Genomic DNA, 14788 nt, shown 5'->3' with positions numbered 1-14788 from the left:
CTCCCGATGCGACCGCCATGGCGAGCCGCCTCCCGGCGCTTGCCTCCCCACGAGGGTCTGCCGATTTGAATCCATTTGGACGCACCGGCGGAACCTTAATTTAATGACTGCCGTCGTATCAGCGGAGGCGCGATCGCGCGGGCTTAATTTTTTTGGCGCACCGAGCTTATTCGATCTATTGACGAATTCGATGACGACGCGACCATACGTTGGATCGGATGAACAGGAGTTGGGCAATGCATTTGCTTAGGTCTTTCCTTGCCGATGAGAATGGTGCGACCGCCATCGAGTACGGCCTCATCGCCGCGGGGATCGCGCTGGCGATCGTGACCGCCGTGAACAACACGGGCGGCGCCCTGCTCAACAGCAAGTTCAACGCGGTCAGCACGGCGATCAAGTAACGCCCGGTGCCGCCGCCCCGGCCATGATCTGCGTCAACAGCATCAGCGCCGCCACGTCTAAGCATGAAGGCCGAGCTTCCTCCCTGCCGGCCTGTCCATGCATCCAGACCTTCCGCACTCCCAACTGAAGATCCGCCGCGTCCGGCTCGATACCGGCCGCGAGAACGTCGTCGTCCTCTCCAGGCAGTCCAAGGCGCTGCGCGCCGAGATCTTCCGCGGCTTCAGCCGCGTCGAGCTGCGTCACGGCAACAAGGTCATGCTGGCGACCTTGCTGATCACGGACGACGATACGCTGGTGGCGCCTGACGAGATCGGACTCTCCGAGCCGGCATTCCGGCGCTTCGCGCAAGGCGCGGGCACGCAGGTCACGGTCAGGCCCGCCGCGCCTCCGGAGAGCCTGGAGGCGGTGCGTGCGAAGATCCGCGGACGAACCTTGAGCCCGGCCGAGATCGGCGCGATCATCAACGACCTCGCCCATTATCGCTACTCGGACATGGAGATCGCCGCCTTCCTGATCGGCTCGGCGAGCTTCATCACCAGCGACGAGCTGCTCGCCCTCACCGGGGCGATGGCCCAGGCCGGCACGCAATTGGTGTGGCCGACCCCCGTCGTCGTCGACAAGCATTGCATCGGCGGCATCCCCGGCAACCGCACCTCGATGGTCGTGGTGCCGATCGTCGCCGCCCACGGCCTGCCGATCCCCAAGACCTCCTCGCGCGCCATCACCTCGCCTGCCGGCACCGCCGACACCATGGAGGTTCTGGCGCGGGTGAATGTCGGCGTCGAGGAGATGAAGGCCATCGTCTCGGCCTGCAACGGCTGCCTGATCTGGGGCGGGCACGTGAACCTGTCGCCGGCCGACGACGTCCTGATCTCGGTCGAGCGTCCGCTCAGCCTCGATACCCGAGAGCAGATGGTCGCTTCCATCATGTCCAAGAAGATCGCAGCAGGCTCGACCCATCTGTTGATCGACATTCCGGTCGGGCCGACCGCCAAGGTGACCAACGGCGTCGAGGCGATGCGGCTGCGCAAGCTGTTCGAATTCGTCGGCGACCGCTTCGGCCGCTCGGTCGAGGTGATCGTGACCGACGGAAGCCAGCCGATCGGCAACGGCATCGGGCCGGTGCTCGAGGCCAATGACGTCATGGCGGTGCTCGGCAACGATCCCGATGCGCCGCGCGACCTGCGCGAGAAATCGCTGCGGCTCGCCGCGCATCTGCTGGAATACGATCCGAGCTTGCGCGGCGGCGCCGGCTATGCGAGGGCGCGCGAATTGCTCGACAGCGGCGCGGCGCTGAAGCAGATGCAGAAAATCATCGACGCCCAGGGCCCGTCGACCTGCAGCAACGAGCTGGGATCGCTCAGCTTCGACGTCAAGGCGACGCATGACGGCACCGTGTCCGCGATCGACTGCCTGCGTCTGAACCGCCTCGCCCGCACCGCCGGCGCGCCGCTCGACAAGGGCGCCGGTATCCGCCTGTTCAAGAAGATCGGCGATCGCGTCGAGCAGGGCGAGCCGCTCTATCGCGTCTACACGTTCGACCGCCCCGAGCATGATCTGGTTGCCGATGCCGCCGCCGAGGAGACCGGCTACGTCGTCAACGGTGACGAGGCCCCGCAGGGCAAGTCAACCTCGTGAGCACGATCGCGCTCCAGACACTGCCCGGCGGCCGCGATGCGGCGAAGCGCCTTGCGGGCCGGCTCGGGCTGTCCTGTGCCGAGATCGCCGTGCATCGTTTTCCGGACGGCGAGCTGCGCATCGCCGTCGCGCCGGCCGCCGACACCACTCTCCTCTATGCCCCGCTCGATCAACCCAATGACAAGCTGATCGCCCTGCTGTTCGCCGCGGAGGCGTTGCGACGTGGCGGCGCGAAGCGGCTGGTGCTGGTCGCGCCCTATCTCTGCTACATGCGGCAGGACGCTGCCTTTCATGCCGGCGAAGCCATCAGCCAGCGCGCCATGGGCGATCTGCTCGCAAGGACCGTCGACCGCATCGTCACCGTGGATGCGCACCTGCATCGCATTCCCGACATCAGGTCGGTATTTCCGGGCATCGAAGCGGAGAACCTGTCCGCGATGCCTGTCATCGCGAGCGCGCTGGCGACGGGCGGCATCGACCCTACAACGGTCGTGATCGGACCCGACATGGAATCCGAGCCCTGGGTGAACGACATCGCGCGCCGGCTGCGATTGCAGCATACGGTGGCGAAGAAGACGCGGCACGGCGATCGTTCCGTGTCCATCGGCTTTACCGATCCCGGCCTGCTGTCGGGACGGCCCGCGCTGCTGGTGGACGACATCGTCTCTTCCGGCACGACGCTGATTGCCGCGGCCAAGGCGCTGACAACGATTGGCGCCAGCGCCGTCGATGCGGTCGTGACGCACGCGCTGTTCCCACCGGCCATGATCCCTGCATTCACTGAGGCCGGCATCCGGTCGATCCGCTCGACCGACAGCGTGCCGCATCCGACCAATGCGATTGCGCTCGACGCAAGTCTCGCGGCCGCCTTGCGGTCCGAGCTACCGACGACACAGCTTCCGGAGACGATTCCATGAGCATCACCGTTCGATTCTGCGGCGCCGCCCGCACTGTGACCGGGGCGAGCTATCTGTTCCAGACCGCAAGCGGCCGCTTCCTGGTCGATTGCGGCCTGTTCCAGGGCCAGAAGACGCTGAAGGAGCTCAACTACGGCGCTTTTCCGTTTCGTCCCGCCGATATCGATGCCGTGCTGCTCACGCATGCCCATATCGACCACAGCGGTCTGTTGCCGAAGCTCGTGCGCGCGGGCTTCGAGGGACCGATTCTAGCAACGCGCGGCACGATCGACCTCTGCTCCTACATGCTGCCCGACGCCGGCAGCATCCAGGAATCGGAAGTCATGCAGCTCAACCGGCGCAACGCCTCGCGCGGGCGCAAGGAGGTGCACCCGATCTACACCCAGGCCGATGCGATCGCATCGCTGCAGTCGTTTCGCGCGGTCGACTACGAGCGCTGGACCGACGTGATCCCGGGCGTCCGCGCGCGCTATTGGAACGCCGGCCATTTGCTCGGCTCCGCCTCGATCGAGCTGGAGATCGCCGAGCAAGGCGCGTCTCGTCCGCTGCGCGTGCTGCTCTCCGGCGACGTCGGGCCGGAGGCCAAGCTGCTGCAGCCCGATCCCGAAGCGCCAACCGATTTCGACTACGTCATCTCGGAATCGACCTATGGCGACCGGGTGCGCGAGGCCACGACCCCTGCGCTTCGCCGCGAGCACCTCGCGGCCGAAGTGCGCGATGCGGCGGCCGCCGGCGGCGCGCTGCTGCTGCCCGCCTTCGCGGTCGAGCGCACCCAGGAGCTGATCGTCGATCTGGTCGACCTGATGGAGCACGGCGAGATTCCGACCGCACCGATCTTCCTCGATTCGCCGCTCGCGATCCGCGCCACCGAGGTGTTTCGCCGGCATGCCGAGAGCCTCGACCCGTCCGTCGATGCCACGCGCCTGCTCAACTCGCCGCATCTCAAGTTCACCGAGACGGCGGACGAGAGCAAGGCGATCATGCGCCTGTCCGGATTCCACATCATCATCGCCGCAAGCGGCATGTGCGACGCCGGCCGCATCCGCCATCATCTGAAGCGCTGGCTCTGGAACGAACGCGCCACCGTGCTGCTCGCCGGCTTCCAGGCCAACGGCACGCTCGGCCGCTTCCTCCAGAACGGAGCCAAGGCCGTGCGGATCCAGGGTGAGGAGATCAAGGTCGCCGCCCGCATCCGCATGATCGACGAATATTCGGGCCACGCCGACGGCGCCGGCATCGCCAGCTGGATCGCGGCGCGCCGGCCCATCGCCCGCGGGCTGTTCCTGGTCCATGGCGAGGAAGGCGCGATTGCGGGACTTGCCGAGCGTGTCGCCGAGCGCATCATTCCGGCCGCCAAGGTCTACCAGCCGATGCTGGACGACATCTACGAGCTCGCCGCGCCCGAGCCGCGCGTACTCGACGTCGATCACCGCCGGCGGCTCGCGCCGGAGGCCGTGACCCGTCTCGACTGGCACAACGAGATGTCCGAGCTCATGCTCGACATCAACGACAGGATGGGGGCCGCTGCCGACGACCGCGCCCGCGGCGTCATCATCCGCAGGCTGCGCCGCGCGCTGGAGGAGACGGCGTAGCGGGGCGCCGAAACGCGAAAGCCTCGCCGCAAACTCGTCATTGCGAGGAGCTCTTGCGACGAAGCAATCCAGGATCTCACCGCGGAGAGATGCTGGATTGCTTCGCTTCGCTCGCAATGACGGAGTGTTTGGCCACAGCCCGCGCCTCTCGTGTCCCGGACGCGCTGCAGCGTGCTTACGCTGCTGCGCAGAGCCGGACCCAGAAGGCCGCGGCACGCGCTGCTGCATGGGCCCCGGCTCTGCAGCGCAACCTCGAAGAGACGTTGCGCTGCGCCCGGGGCACGAGAACGTTGTTTGGCGATAAACATGGCTGCGCATCCTCGCGGCTGTTCGCCCGAGCTTTGCTGGCTTCTTCCGCCCTCATCTCAAGCAAGGGCGCAGGGAAGGCCGGGCGCCGGCTGGCACCCGAAGTCCCGCGTGTGCGAAAGAAGCGCGCACGGGGTGGACGACAGGTGATGCCGGTCGCCCGGCCTTCCCTGCGCGATGGTTTTCACGGTGTCCTTCGTGCTCTCCCCGGGGAGCGTTGCACTATTGCCCCCGTCGCCTTGCGGATGATCGATGCACGTGCCGGTTGGCCGCCACATCTCCGCCAAGACTTGACGCCAGAACCCCGGGCGTCAGGACCACACGACTTCTCCGTCCGCGCACATCTCTCATCCGCATTCCCGGGACTGGCGTGCGCTCGCCGCCGGGACCGAACGAAGGACGCTGTCAGCGCCGTGTCGTATCGCGCCGGTCGCTGCTCACGGGATTCCCGCCCTGCAGCCCCATCGCGCGCCGACGCCGTCGCGGCCACCGCATCCCGGCCCGCGCTTCGTGACGATCGCGAAACGCCCCTTTGGCGGGCGGGATGCGTCGGCTTGTACGGCAAAAGCGAATTTCTGTAAATACGAATATTTTAGCGAAGTGCTCTCGACCCAGCGCTTGCGTGTTTTGCCCGTCGGGCAACACAACCGATTGTACCCCGGATCGAGCAGAGCTGAAATCTGGAGAGCAGGTTCCGCAGATGCGGCGACGACGAAGCTTCGCCCATCCCGTTCACCTGTCCCCAACCTCGACCGCTTCCAGGATCACTGCCGTCCGATCAGCCAACTCGGGAATTTTGGCGAGATAGGCCTGGTAATGCGGCGAGGCCCGGTGAGCTTCGACGGCCGCAACGTCGCGGTACAGTTCGTCGAGAACGTAGCGATCTTCGTTCGATATGTCGCGCCAGACATCCCAACGCAGGTTGCCAGGCTCGGCCCTGGAATGCGGAGCCATGCCGACAAGCAATGCGCTCAGTTCAGCGGACTTGCCCGGGCGAGCAACCAGGATCGCGGTAATCTTGGATGGCAATTGCGTCATTCGATAGCTCCCCATGCGAGGGCAAGCGCGGCCTCGGATGCCGCGCCCATCCCTCTCGAATTCCGTACGCTGCGAATCTTCAGATTTTCGCGACAGTGCTCTTATCCTTGAGGGCGGCCAGCAGCTCTTTTCCCAGCGCTCCGGCCGACGCGGGGTTCTGCCCCGTGATGAGCCGGCCATCGACCACGACGTGAGGTTGCCAGTTGGCCGTGGATGAGTACTCGGCACCCTCTGCCCTCAACGCATCCTCGAGCTCGTAAGGCACATCATCGCGCGCGTAGTCGTACTCTTCCTTCTTCGAGAACGACGTGAGCTTCTTGCCGCGCACGAAAGGGACGCCATCGCCAAGGTCAACGCCAAGCAGCGCGCACGGCCCGTGACAAACAGCGGCGACGAGCTTGCCAGTGCTCCAGGCACGCACAATGGCACTCTGGACTGCTGCATTGCGCTGGATGTCCACCATGGGCCCAAGACCGCCGGGCACCAGGATGGCGTCGTAGTCGGCGGCGTCCACCTCGGACAATTTGCGACTGTGATTCAAGCGGCGAAAGGCCTTGCTCGCGAGAAAATCCTTCTGAGCGGGATCTTTCTCGTCGTACGCGTCGTAAGGCGTCCATCCCCCGGCCGGGGACGCGAACTCCACCGCGACCCCAGCCCTGTCGAGCACCTCGAAAGGATGGGCGACCTCGGCGAAAAAGAAGCCGGTCTTGCGACTATGCGGACCGATCACGGCTGCGTTGGTGACAATGAAGAGGACATGTTGGGTCACGGTTTTCTCCTTTCGATAACGCTGTGCGTTCAGGCGGCCAGAGCACCGGGACTGGCCGATCAATATTTTCGTTGTCGGGATCCTGGCTCTACGACTGGGATCGCCTTGGCGCGACTCAGAGAACGGTCAGTTCGGACAGGGCTGTCCGGCCGCGCCCCACAGGGCCATGTCCTTGACGTGATCCTCGAAGCTGCCCGGCGGCGTCGAACGGCCTGCCCCGGGCGCCCAACCCCGCGGGATGAAGCCGTTCAAGGAGGCATCGTGCCGCAAATGATCGACGAGGCCGGCGGCGTCGCGGCCGCCATTGCGCTTGGGATCCTTCATCTGCGCGCAGATCTCGGCGCCGCTCTTGCCGAACCAGATGAACGCCACCGGCGCAAGCTGCCAGTCGATGCCGGCGCGCGGCGGCGCGGGGGCAGGTTCGTTCGCCTGGGTCGAGGTCATGTGACAGGTCGCGCACGGGATCGCCTCGGCGCCGATGCGGCTCTCGCCGCCGTGGATGTTCATGCCATGCACGCGCGGCTTGGTTTCGCCGGCCGGGGTCCAGATCGGGATGGCCTTGGCATCGACATGGCAGTTGGCGCAACGTGGATGGGTCACCACCGCTTCGATCCGCTTCCAGGCCTCCAGCCCCTCGGCGCGATTGACGCTGCCCGGCGGCAGGACGTCTTTCTTGGATTCGTCCTTGGCCGCGACCAGTCCCGTGAGGGCTGCAATCGACGAAGCGGCGAGGAGCGCCGCGATCAGAAATCCCTTCATGGCCGGCCCTCACACAAAGTCGATGAACTTGTTGAACGGCATCTCGCGGATACGCTTGCCGGTCGCGGCAAAGATCGCGTTCGCAAGTGCGGGCGCTGCCGGCGGCACCGGCGGCTCGCCGATGCCCCTCACCTTCGGATCGTTCTCGAGCCCGCGCACTTCGATCACGGGGCACTGATAGATCCGCATCGCTTCGTGGTGGTTGTAGTTGGTCTGCTGCACCGCGCCCCTGGCATAGGTGAGCTCGCAGTTGATGGCGTGGCCGAGACCCCAGATGACACCGCCCTGCACCTGGTTCTCGAAATTGACGGGATCGACCACCTTGCCGACATCGACGGCTACCCAGACCTTGTCGATCCTGATGCCTCTGTCGGTCATCGTGACTTCGACGACCTCGGCCGCCGGCGTCCCGAAGGACTCGACGAACGCGACGCCGCGCCCGCGGCCGTTGCCGAGCGGCCCCTTCCAATCCGACATTTGCGCGAGCGTCTCCAGCAATTTGCGGTAGTGCGGAACGGTGCACATCGCAATCCGCGCCTTCATGGGATCCAGACCGGCCGCGTGGATCAGCTCATCGATAAAGCTTTCGGTGAAGAAGCCCGAGGTGGAGGCGCCGACCGACCGCCACGTGGTGCTTGGCGACAACCCTTGCGCCTCGTAGCTGGTGCCCCGGAAATTGGGGATGTCGTAATAGACGTTCCACAGGCCCGCGGCCAATTGCCCGTCGGGATCCTTTGATGGCCTGCCCGAACGCTCGAGCAATCCCTTGAGCGGCGCCGTCGAAGCCAATTGCAGGTCGGCCGAGACGATCCTGCCCTTGTCCACGCTGCCACGATGCCGGGCGATGGCAATCTGCCGCGGAATGTCCTGGAGGAAATCCTCCTCGCGCGAGAACACCAGCTTGACCGGCGTGCCCTTCATCTGATTGGCGATCTCGGCGAGAACGCGGACGTTCTCGTATTCGAGGCGATGGCCGAAACTTCCACCAGTCCATTGATTGTGGAAGGTGATCTGTTCCGGCTTGAGGCCGATCGCCGTCGCCGCGACATATTGCACGAAGCGGGGGCTCTGATGGCCGACCCAGAGCTCCATTCCCTTGTCGGTGACGAGGCCGATCCCGTTCAGCGGTTCGAGCGGCTGATGCGCCACATAGGGCGCGCGATATTCGGCCTCGACGCGTGTCCCGGTCTTCAGCCCGGTCTCGATATCGCCGATCTTCCGCCATTCCTTACCCAGGAACTCAGGCTTGAACGACGATTCCAGAACCTTCCAATGGTCGGCCTGCTCCGCGGGATACACGGAGGGCGCCCACTCGCAAACGATGGCGTCGACCGCCTTCATCGCGTACCAGCTGTTGGTGGCGATCACCGCGACGCCGTTCTTGATTTCGAGGATCTTCTTGACCCCCGGCATCGCCCGGGCCTTGGTCGCATCGTAGGACTTCAGTGGCTGCCCCTTGTTGGGATTCAGCTTGACGGAGGCGTGCAGCATGCCCTCCATCTTCAGGTCGATGCCGAATTTCAGCTCTCCCATCACCTTGTCGCGGATGTCGAGCCGCATCATCGGCTTGCCCAGCATCCGCCATGTCGAGGGATCGCGCGGCCTGGCATCGAGCACGGGCGGAATTTTTGCGGCGTCCGCAGAGAGATCGACGTAAGCGATCTTGGTCCCGTTGGGCAGGATCACATGGCCCGATTGTGTGCGCAGGTCGGCCACGGCGACGCCCGACCGTTTGGCAGCGGCGGCCTTCAGCGTCTCACGCGCGACCGCGCCGGCAACACGCAGCTTGTCGTAGGTGTCCGGCAGCGTGCTCGACCCGCCGGTCATCTGCAGGCCGGATTGTCTCAGCCATTCGAGCGACTTGGCGCGCGCTTCCTCCGCGGCCGGGCTTTGGTCCGCGGCCACGAACGGCGCGAACTCGTCGGCAAAGCCGGTGTTGAAATAAGCGGGGCTGGGGACGGCGAAGCGAACTTCGAACTGGCCGGGATCGAGGTCCATCTCTTCGGCGATCATGATCGGCTGCACCGAGCCGACGCCCTGCCCGATGTCCGCATGCTGGGCGATCAGCGTGATCTTGTCCGGACTGATCTCGACCCAGGGATTGAAGGTCACCGAGTTCGGCCCGAGACCGACGGCGAGTGGATTGCCATCGGCGCTCGGTGCGGCCGCTTCAGCGCGACCATAGGCGCCGAAGGCGATGCCGCCGGCGACGGCGGCGGAGCCGAAAACGAAGGCGCGACGGGAAAGGCTCTGCATGTGGCCCATCTCACTTCTCCGCCATCTTCCTGGACGCCGCCGCATGGATCGCCGCGCGGATGCGCGGATAGGTTCCGCAGCGGCAGAGATTGCCGGACATCACCTGGTTGATCTGCTCGTCGGTCGGCTTGGAGATCCGTGCAAGAAGCGAGATGGCCTGCATGATCTGTCCGGCCTGGCAGTAGCCGCATTGCGGCACCTGATGCTCGATCCAGGCCTGGATCACCGGGTGCTGGTCCTTGTTGTCGAGGCCTTCGAGCGTGACGACCGATTTGCCCGCGACCTCGCCGATATGCGACTGGCATGACCGCACCGCCTTGCCGTCGATATGAACGGTGCAGGCGCCGCATTGCGCGACCCCGCAGCCGTATTTGGCACTGGTGATATCGAGCTCGTCGCGCAGCACCCAAAGCAAGGGCATCTCGGGGACGACGTCGACCTGGCGCTTGATCCCGTTCACCGTGAGCTCGATCATGTCGGTATATCCCCTAGCGGACCTCGTCGGCACAACAGCACTGCCTGATGCACACCGAGCCGTATTCCCGATTCCTGCGGAATCATGCGCAATCCCTGCGGATTGCCGGATCGGCTTTCACCTCGGCTTGGCCGCAGCACAATTCGCGATACTGCCCGGGCGTAAGACTGGCGGCCTTGCGGAACACGCGCGTGAAATTGGCCTGGGAGCCGAAGCCGAATTCCAGGGCGATTTCGACCAGGGACAAGCGGTCGCGCGCGAGTTCGTGCCGCGCAGCCTGGACGCGGCGATCGGTCACGTAACGGTGCGGCGACAATCCGGTCGCCTCGCGAAACAACCGGGAGAAATGATACGGGCTGAGGCAAGCCTGGGCCGCCAGATCCTCGAGCCTGATATCGCCGGCAAGAGAAGCCCCGATGTAGTCCAGCACGCGCTGGAGACGCCTGGGATCGAGCGACGGCGACTTGTCAGGTGCGCGCCAGCGGTCGATCGTATAATTCCCGAGAAGATGAGCCGCGAGCGCAACCTGGATTCCCTCCACGAACAGCGCGTCGGTCGGCTGGCGCGGGCGATGGAGCAGGTCGCGAAGCGGCGAGCAGATGTGGAAGAGGATCTGGTCCGCCAGACCGTGCGCGTAGGCGATCTCGACTTTCGCCGGATCGATATCGAAGTCCGCAAGCGCGCTCTGATCCAGCAGCTCCGGCGGCAGATAGAGATGAAGACATTCCATCCGGTCCGAAAGCTCGAGATGACTCTCCTGCGTCCCCACCGGCACGAGGTAGCTCATGCCCGGCCGGGCGAGGCTCTTCTGGACTTCGCCATTGCCGGCGCGGCACACCATCCCGCCGCCTGACAGCAGCATGACGAGCTCGGTGCAGATGGGGACAGGCGTTGCCTGGCGCCCCGCCTCGAACTTGCGATGCTCGATGCTCAGTCCCGGCCAGTCGCTGGCCTCCGCGAGCTTCTCGCTGTTCTGATATTTCTGATCTCCATGCGTCACGAGCGCCATCATGACCTCCGCTTCGTTGCGGCGAATCCCGGCTCCGTATCGCGAGCGAGCGATCATTCCATCCGGTGGTGAGTTGCGGCCCCGGCCGCCGCCACGCCGATCTATGAATTTCTCACAAGCGGCGATAGCGAAGTCCAGAGGCGGCGCGGTTAAAAGAGGTAAAAGGCAGACAAAGCAAAGGCTTGGAACGCGGCGCGATCGGGCTTGGAAAGCCGATCGCGCTGCGGATGAGCAAGATGCGTCGGTCATCGCGCAGGAATCGGAAATACCGCAGTGCTCGCGAACGCTATGAAGCGCTCATCAACGGCAATGCTGCCGTATCGAGAATGGAGCCTGGTATGAAGACGCTTGTCTCCGCGCTTGCCGCAATGTCGATCGCAACGGCCTTCCCCGCGGTCGCGGCCGACAGGGCCGTTTCCATCGTCCTTGTCCATGGCGCCTTCGTCGACGGCTCGGGCTGGAAGGACACCTACGACATCCTCTCAAAGGCGGGCTATGAGGTGCTGGTCGTCCAGCAGCCGACGATCACGCTGCGAGACGATGTCGCGGAGACCGAACGCGTGATCGCCAAGGCGCGGCATCCGGTCATTCTGGTCGGGCACTCCTATGGCGGAATGGTCATTACGGAAGCCGGCGACAATCCGAAGGTTCGCAGCCTCGTCTATCTCGCGGCATTTGCTCCCGACGTCGGGGAGTCGGTCAGCACGCTGGCGGAAGCGCCGGCACCGGCCGGCGAGCACAAGGCTCCGCTGGTCGCCGAAGGCAATTATCTCCTCGTCGACCGCGACAAATTCCCCACCTCCTTCGCGGCCGATGTCGACCCGGCCACGACCCGTTTCATGAATGCGGCGCAGCTGCCCTGGGGATTGCAGGCGGTGCAGACCAAGGTCGATCGCGTCGCCTGGAAGACGAAGCCGACCCATTACATGGTGACGAGCGAGGATCACATGATCCCCCCGACCGCACAGCGCACCATGGCCAAGCGTTCGGGCGCGAAGGTGACGGAGATGAAAAGCAGCCACGCGGTGATGCTGTCGCATCCGCGCGAGGTCGCCGCGTTCATCAGAAGCGCAGACACATCCGCAGCCGACTGAGATCGGTCGCGCCGCACGGATGATCTCGGCGGTCACAGACGAAGGACTCGCAATATGGCCCTCAAGGATATTCTGCCGGGAAAACTGGGTTTCGGTGCGGCGCCGCTCGGCAACATGTTCCGCGACATCCCGGAGCAGGAAGCGCTCGCGACGGTGAATGCGGCCTGGGACGACGGCATCCGCTATTTCGACACCGCGCCGTTCTATGGCGCAGGTCTGGCCGAGATCCGCATGGGCGCCGCGCTCGCCGGCCGGCCGCGCAGCGACTATGTCGTGAGCACCAAGGTCGGACGCCTGATCCTGGACGAGATCGAGGATGTCGGCGCCCGCGACCTCGGCGAGAAGGGCGGCGTCTTCCAATACGGGCGCCCGAACAGGATCGTGAACGACTATTCCCGGGACGGGACGTTGCGCTCGATCGAGGACAGCCTGAAGCGGCTCGGCACCTCCCACATCGACATCGCCTTCGTGCACGACGTCGCGCAGGACTTTTACGGCGACGAATGGCTTTCGGTGTTCGAAAGCGCGCGCAAGGGTGCATTCAAAGCGCTCGACCGGCTGCGCGACGAGGGCGTGATCAAGGCATGGGGCCTCGGCGTCAACCGGGTCGAGCCGATCGAGCTGCTGCTCGCGCTCGAAGAGCCGCGCCCCGATGCCTTCCTGCTCGCGGGCCGCTACACGCTGCTCGACCATGCGCGTGCGCTCCAGCGGGTGATGCCGATGGTGGCGGAACACGAGCTCGCGATCGTCGTCGGCGGCCCCTACAGTTCGGGTGCGCTCGTCGGCGGTCCGAATTTCGAATATGCGCCGGCGCCGGCCGAAATCCTCAACAAGGTGGCGCGCATCAAGGCGATCGCCGATCGCTACGGCATCAGCATGAAGGCGGCAGGCCTGCAGTTCGCGCTGGCAAACCCGGTCGTCGCCGCCGTGATCCCCGGGGCGAGCCGGCCCGGCCGCATCGCCGAGGACCGCGCGGCCCTTGACCAATCAATACCCGGCGATTTCTGGCGCGAACTTCGATCGGCCGGTCTCGTCAATCCGGCGGCTCCGCTTCCGGACGCCGGCTGACCGGCACATGACATCACCCACAGACCGAGGAGACGAGAATGACCGACGAAACCTGCAACGTTGCCGAAATCGAGCGCCGCAACCTGCTTCGCACGGCAGGCGCCGCGATGATCACCGGTCTTGCGGTCGGCAGCATGCCGTCAGCCGCGTCCGCGGCGCCGGACGGCATGTCGTCAGCCGAGCGCAACGAGGCGCCGCTCGGTGCGCGGCTGCAGGGCGTCCAGCATTTCGGGCTGACGGTGCAGAACATGGAGCGGGCCTATCAGTTCTACACGGAGGTGCTGGGTGGCACCGAGGTCTTCCGTCACGGCGACTTCCAGGGCGACGGGGTGCAGAACACGCTGCTGGCCGACCAGGAGATCGAGGCGAACGTGCGCGGGGTCAATCCGCGGACCATCGGCGTTCCCGATCTCAGAAGCGGAGCGCAGCGGCTCGATGTCCGCTTCATCCAGTTCGACAACATGGTGCTCGAACTGTTGCAATATCGCGAGGCCGACCAGCCCATGGGCAGCACGAAGAGCTTTGCCGAGCCGTTGGAGCACATGAGCCCGGCTTTCCCGCGCATGATGCACATCTGCTTCTACGTTCGCGACGACGTCGACTTCAACAAGTTCATCGCCGACCTCGAAGCCGAATCCGCGCGCCGCGGCATGACGCAGGTGAGAGCGAACCGTACCATCCGCGTCATGACGGAGGCGGATCGCAAGGCCGCTCCCCGCAGCGCCAACACCAACCGGGTGACCGCGGAACCCTCGAACGGCTGGGAGCTGATCTATTGCAAGGGGCCCGAGGGCGAGCAGCTCGAATTCGTCAAAGCGCTCGGCCCGGTCAAGCAGCGCTTCAGCGAGGCGCTGGCAAAGCGCCAGCAGACAATCGTGCGCTGACCATCAATCGTCGGGCGACCGGCTTCCGCTGGTCGCCCGCCGAGGCGCCGATGATCTCAACGTGAAGGACTGCATCATGCAAAAGCTCGTCTGCAATTCGCTTGGCGCCCTGCTCTTCGCTGCCTCGATGGCCATGACGACGGCATCGGTCGTCGCCCAGGAAGCCCCGCGCGTGCGCTATCAGGAGATTCCGGAAGGCGCCTATTCGGTGGTGGCCCAGGTGCGCGCCAAGGCCGGGAAGGAAGACGCGTTGCGTGCGGCCACGCTTCCGCTGATCGACCTGGTTCGCGGCGATCCCAAGAACCTGGTCTATTTTCTCCAGGAAGACCGCGCCAAACCGGGCCATTTCATCTTCTACGAGGTGTTCGCCAGCCAGGCCGATTTCGACGCACACAATGCCATGCCTTATGTGCAGGCATGGTTCGCCAAGCTTCCGGAACTTGCCGATGGCGGCGTCGAGGTCCTGCGCATGGCGGTTCTCGGCGTGCCCAAGAAATAGCCGGCCCGTGCGAGCGGTTTTGTCGCAGCCATTCTGCCGACAAATGCCGGCAGCAATCGTGCGAATTCAGAACCCTTCACTT

Annotated in this window: 14 protein-coding genes; 8 read left to right on the top strand and 6 right to left on the bottom strand. The window is 65.1% G+C overall.

Annotation, left to right across the window (positions count from 1 at the left end):
- Window positions 1-236 precede the first annotated feature (236 nt).
- From AC066S_RS05850 to AC066S_RS05835, 4 genes are all read left to right on the top strand, one after another.
- Entirely contained in the window at window positions 237-401 is a 165-nt protein-coding gene (locus AC066S_RS05850; protein ID WP_478269151.1) for a Flp family type IVb pilin, read from the top strand.
- Window positions 402-498: 97 nt separating this feature from the next.
- On the top strand, window positions 499-2040 hold the full coding sequence (locus AC066S_RS05845) for a thymidine phosphorylase family protein (protein WP_478269150.1): 1542 nt from the start codon (window positions 499-501) through the stop codon (window positions 2038-2040).
- The gene (locus tag AC066S_RS05840) at window positions 2037-2957 is read left to right on the top strand and encodes a ribose-phosphate pyrophosphokinase (RefSeq protein WP_478269149.1); all 921 of its coding nucleotides are present in this window, start codon (window positions 2037-2039) and stop codon (window positions 2955-2957) included. The genes AC066S_RS05845 and AC066S_RS05840 overlap by 4 nt, the downstream gene beginning before the upstream one ends.
- Window positions 2954-4549 (top strand): MBL fold metallo-hydrolase, encoded by a 1596-nt coding sequence (locus AC066S_RS05835; protein ID WP_478269148.1) that lies wholly within the window; start codon window positions 2954-2956, stop codon window positions 4547-4549. The genes AC066S_RS05840 and AC066S_RS05835 overlap by 4 nt, the downstream gene beginning before the upstream one ends.
- 1038 nt (window positions 4550-5587) lie before the next feature.
- On the opposite strand, the gene AC066S_RS05830 is transcribed toward AC066S_RS05835, so the two are convergent.
- The 6 genes from AC066S_RS05830 to AC066S_RS05805 form a co-directional block, all read right to left on the bottom strand.
- A complete protein-coding gene (locus tag AC066S_RS05830) occupies window positions 5588-5893 on the bottom strand; it encodes a putative quinol monooxygenase (RefSeq protein WP_126256161.1) in 306 nt (101 codons plus the stop codon).
- Window positions 5894-5972: 79 nt separating this feature from the next.
- On the bottom strand, window positions 5973-6662 hold the full coding sequence (locus AC066S_RS05825; protein ID WP_126256162.1) for a type 1 glutamine amidotransferase domain-containing protein: 690 nt from the start codon (window positions 6660-6662) through the stop codon (window positions 5973-5975).
- A gap of 126 nt (window positions 6663-6788) precedes the next feature.
- A complete protein-coding gene (locus AC066S_RS05820; RefSeq protein ID WP_478269147.1) occupies window positions 6789-7421 on the bottom strand; it encodes a hypothetical protein in 633 nt (210 codons plus the stop codon).
- 9 nt (window positions 7422-7430) lie between these two features.
- The gene (locus tag AC066S_RS05815) at window positions 7431-9686 is read right to left on the bottom strand and encodes a xanthine dehydrogenase family protein molybdopterin-binding subunit (RefSeq protein WP_478269146.1); all 2256 of its coding nucleotides are present in this window, start codon (window positions 9684-9686) and stop codon (window positions 7431-7433) included.
- Between the two features lies 1 nt (window position 9687).
- Window positions 9688-10152 carry a (2Fe-2S)-binding protein gene (locus AC066S_RS05810; protein WP_126256165.1) on the bottom strand — a complete coding sequence of 155 codons (465 nt, stop codon included), beginning with the start codon at window positions 10150-10152 and terminating at the stop codon, window positions 9688-9690.
- A gap of 82 nt (window positions 10153-10234) precedes the next feature.
- Complete coding sequence (locus tag AC066S_RS05805; protein WP_478269145.1) at window positions 10235-11161, bottom strand: helix-turn-helix domain-containing protein; 927 nt, start codon at window positions 11159-11161, stop codon at window positions 10235-10237.
- A gap of 338 nt (window positions 11162-11499) precedes the next feature.
- Between AC066S_RS05805 and AC066S_RS05800 the strand changes: the two genes are divergently transcribed.
- The 4 genes from AC066S_RS05800 to AC066S_RS05785 all read left to right on the top strand — a co-directional run bounded on the left by AC066S_RS05800 (window position 11500) and on the right by AC066S_RS05785 (window position 14706).
- Entirely contained in the window at window positions 11500-12255 is a 756-nt protein-coding gene (locus tag AC066S_RS05800) for an alpha/beta fold hydrolase (protein ID WP_478269144.1), read from the top strand.
- A gap of 54 nt (window positions 12256-12309) precedes the next feature.
- Entirely contained in the window at window positions 12310-13323 is a 1014-nt protein-coding gene (locus AC066S_RS05795) for an aldo/keto reductase (protein WP_478269143.1), read from the top strand.
- Window positions 13324-13361: 38 nt separating this feature from the next.
- Complete coding sequence (locus AC066S_RS05790) at window positions 13362-14207, top strand: VOC family protein (RefSeq protein ID WP_478269142.1); 846 nt, start codon at window positions 13362-13364, stop codon at window positions 14205-14207.
- 76 nt (window positions 14208-14283) lie between these two features.
- Window positions 14284-14706, top strand: coding sequence for a putative quinol monooxygenase (locus AC066S_RS05785; protein WP_167767370.1), 423 nt, complete (start codon window positions 14284-14286; stop codon window positions 14704-14706).
- Window positions 14707-14788: the final 82 nt, after the last annotated feature.

The organism is Bradyrhizobium sp. CFUWI, from assembly GCF_056429085.1.
The sequence above is the reverse complement of the archived record's forward strand: the minus strand, read 5'-3'. Positions and strand labels throughout refer to the sequence as shown.

What these genes read in the sequence shown, in the direction of transcription:
- AC066S_RS05850 (WP_478269151.1), top strand. Translation starts at nt 237, where the DNA reads ATGCATTTGCTTAGGTCTTTCCTTGCCGATGAGAATGGTGCGACCGCC.
- AC066S_RS05845 (WP_478269150.1), top strand. Translation starts at nt 499, where the DNA reads ATGCATCCAGACCTTCCGCACTCCCAACTGAAGATCCGCCGCGTCCGG.
- AC066S_RS05835 (WP_478269148.1), top strand. Translation starts at nt 2,954, where the DNA reads ATGAGCATCACCGTTCGATTCTGCGGCGCCGCCCGCACTGTGACCGGG.
- AC066S_RS05830 (WP_126256161.1), bottom strand. Translation starts at nt 5,893, where the DNA reads ATGACGCAATTGCCATCCAAGATTACCGCGATCCTGGTTGCTCGCCCG.
- AC066S_RS05820 (WP_478269147.1), bottom strand. Translation starts at nt 7,421, where the DNA reads ATGAAGGGATTTCTGATCGCGGCGCTCCTCGCCGCTTCGTCGATTGCA.
- AC066S_RS05815 (WP_478269146.1), bottom strand. Translation starts at nt 9,686, where the DNA reads ATGGGCCACATGCAGAGCCTTTCCCGTCGCGCCTTCGTTTTCGGCTCC.
- AC066S_RS05810 (WP_126256165.1), bottom strand. Translation starts at nt 10,152, where the DNA reads ATGATCGAGCTCACGGTGAACGGGATCAAGCGCCAGGTCGACGTCGTC.
- AC066S_RS05805 (WP_478269145.1), bottom strand. Translation starts at nt 11,161, where the DNA reads ATGGCGCTCGTGACGCATGGAGATCAGAAATATCAGAACAGCGAGAAG.
- AC066S_RS05800 (WP_478269144.1), top strand. Translation starts at nt 11,500, where the DNA reads ATGAAGACGCTTGTCTCCGCGCTTGCCGCAATGTCGATCGCAACGGCC.
- AC066S_RS05795 (WP_478269143.1), top strand. Translation starts at nt 12,310, where the DNA reads ATGGCCCTCAAGGATATTCTGCCGGGAAAACTGGGTTTCGGTGCGGCG.
- AC066S_RS05790 (WP_478269142.1), top strand. Translation starts at nt 13,362, where the DNA reads ATGACCGACGAAACCTGCAACGTTGCCGAAATCGAGCGCCGCAACCTG.
- AC066S_RS05785 (WP_167767370.1), top strand. Translation starts at nt 14,284, where the DNA reads ATGCAAAAGCTCGTCTGCAATTCGCTTGGCGCCCTGCTCTTCGCTGCC.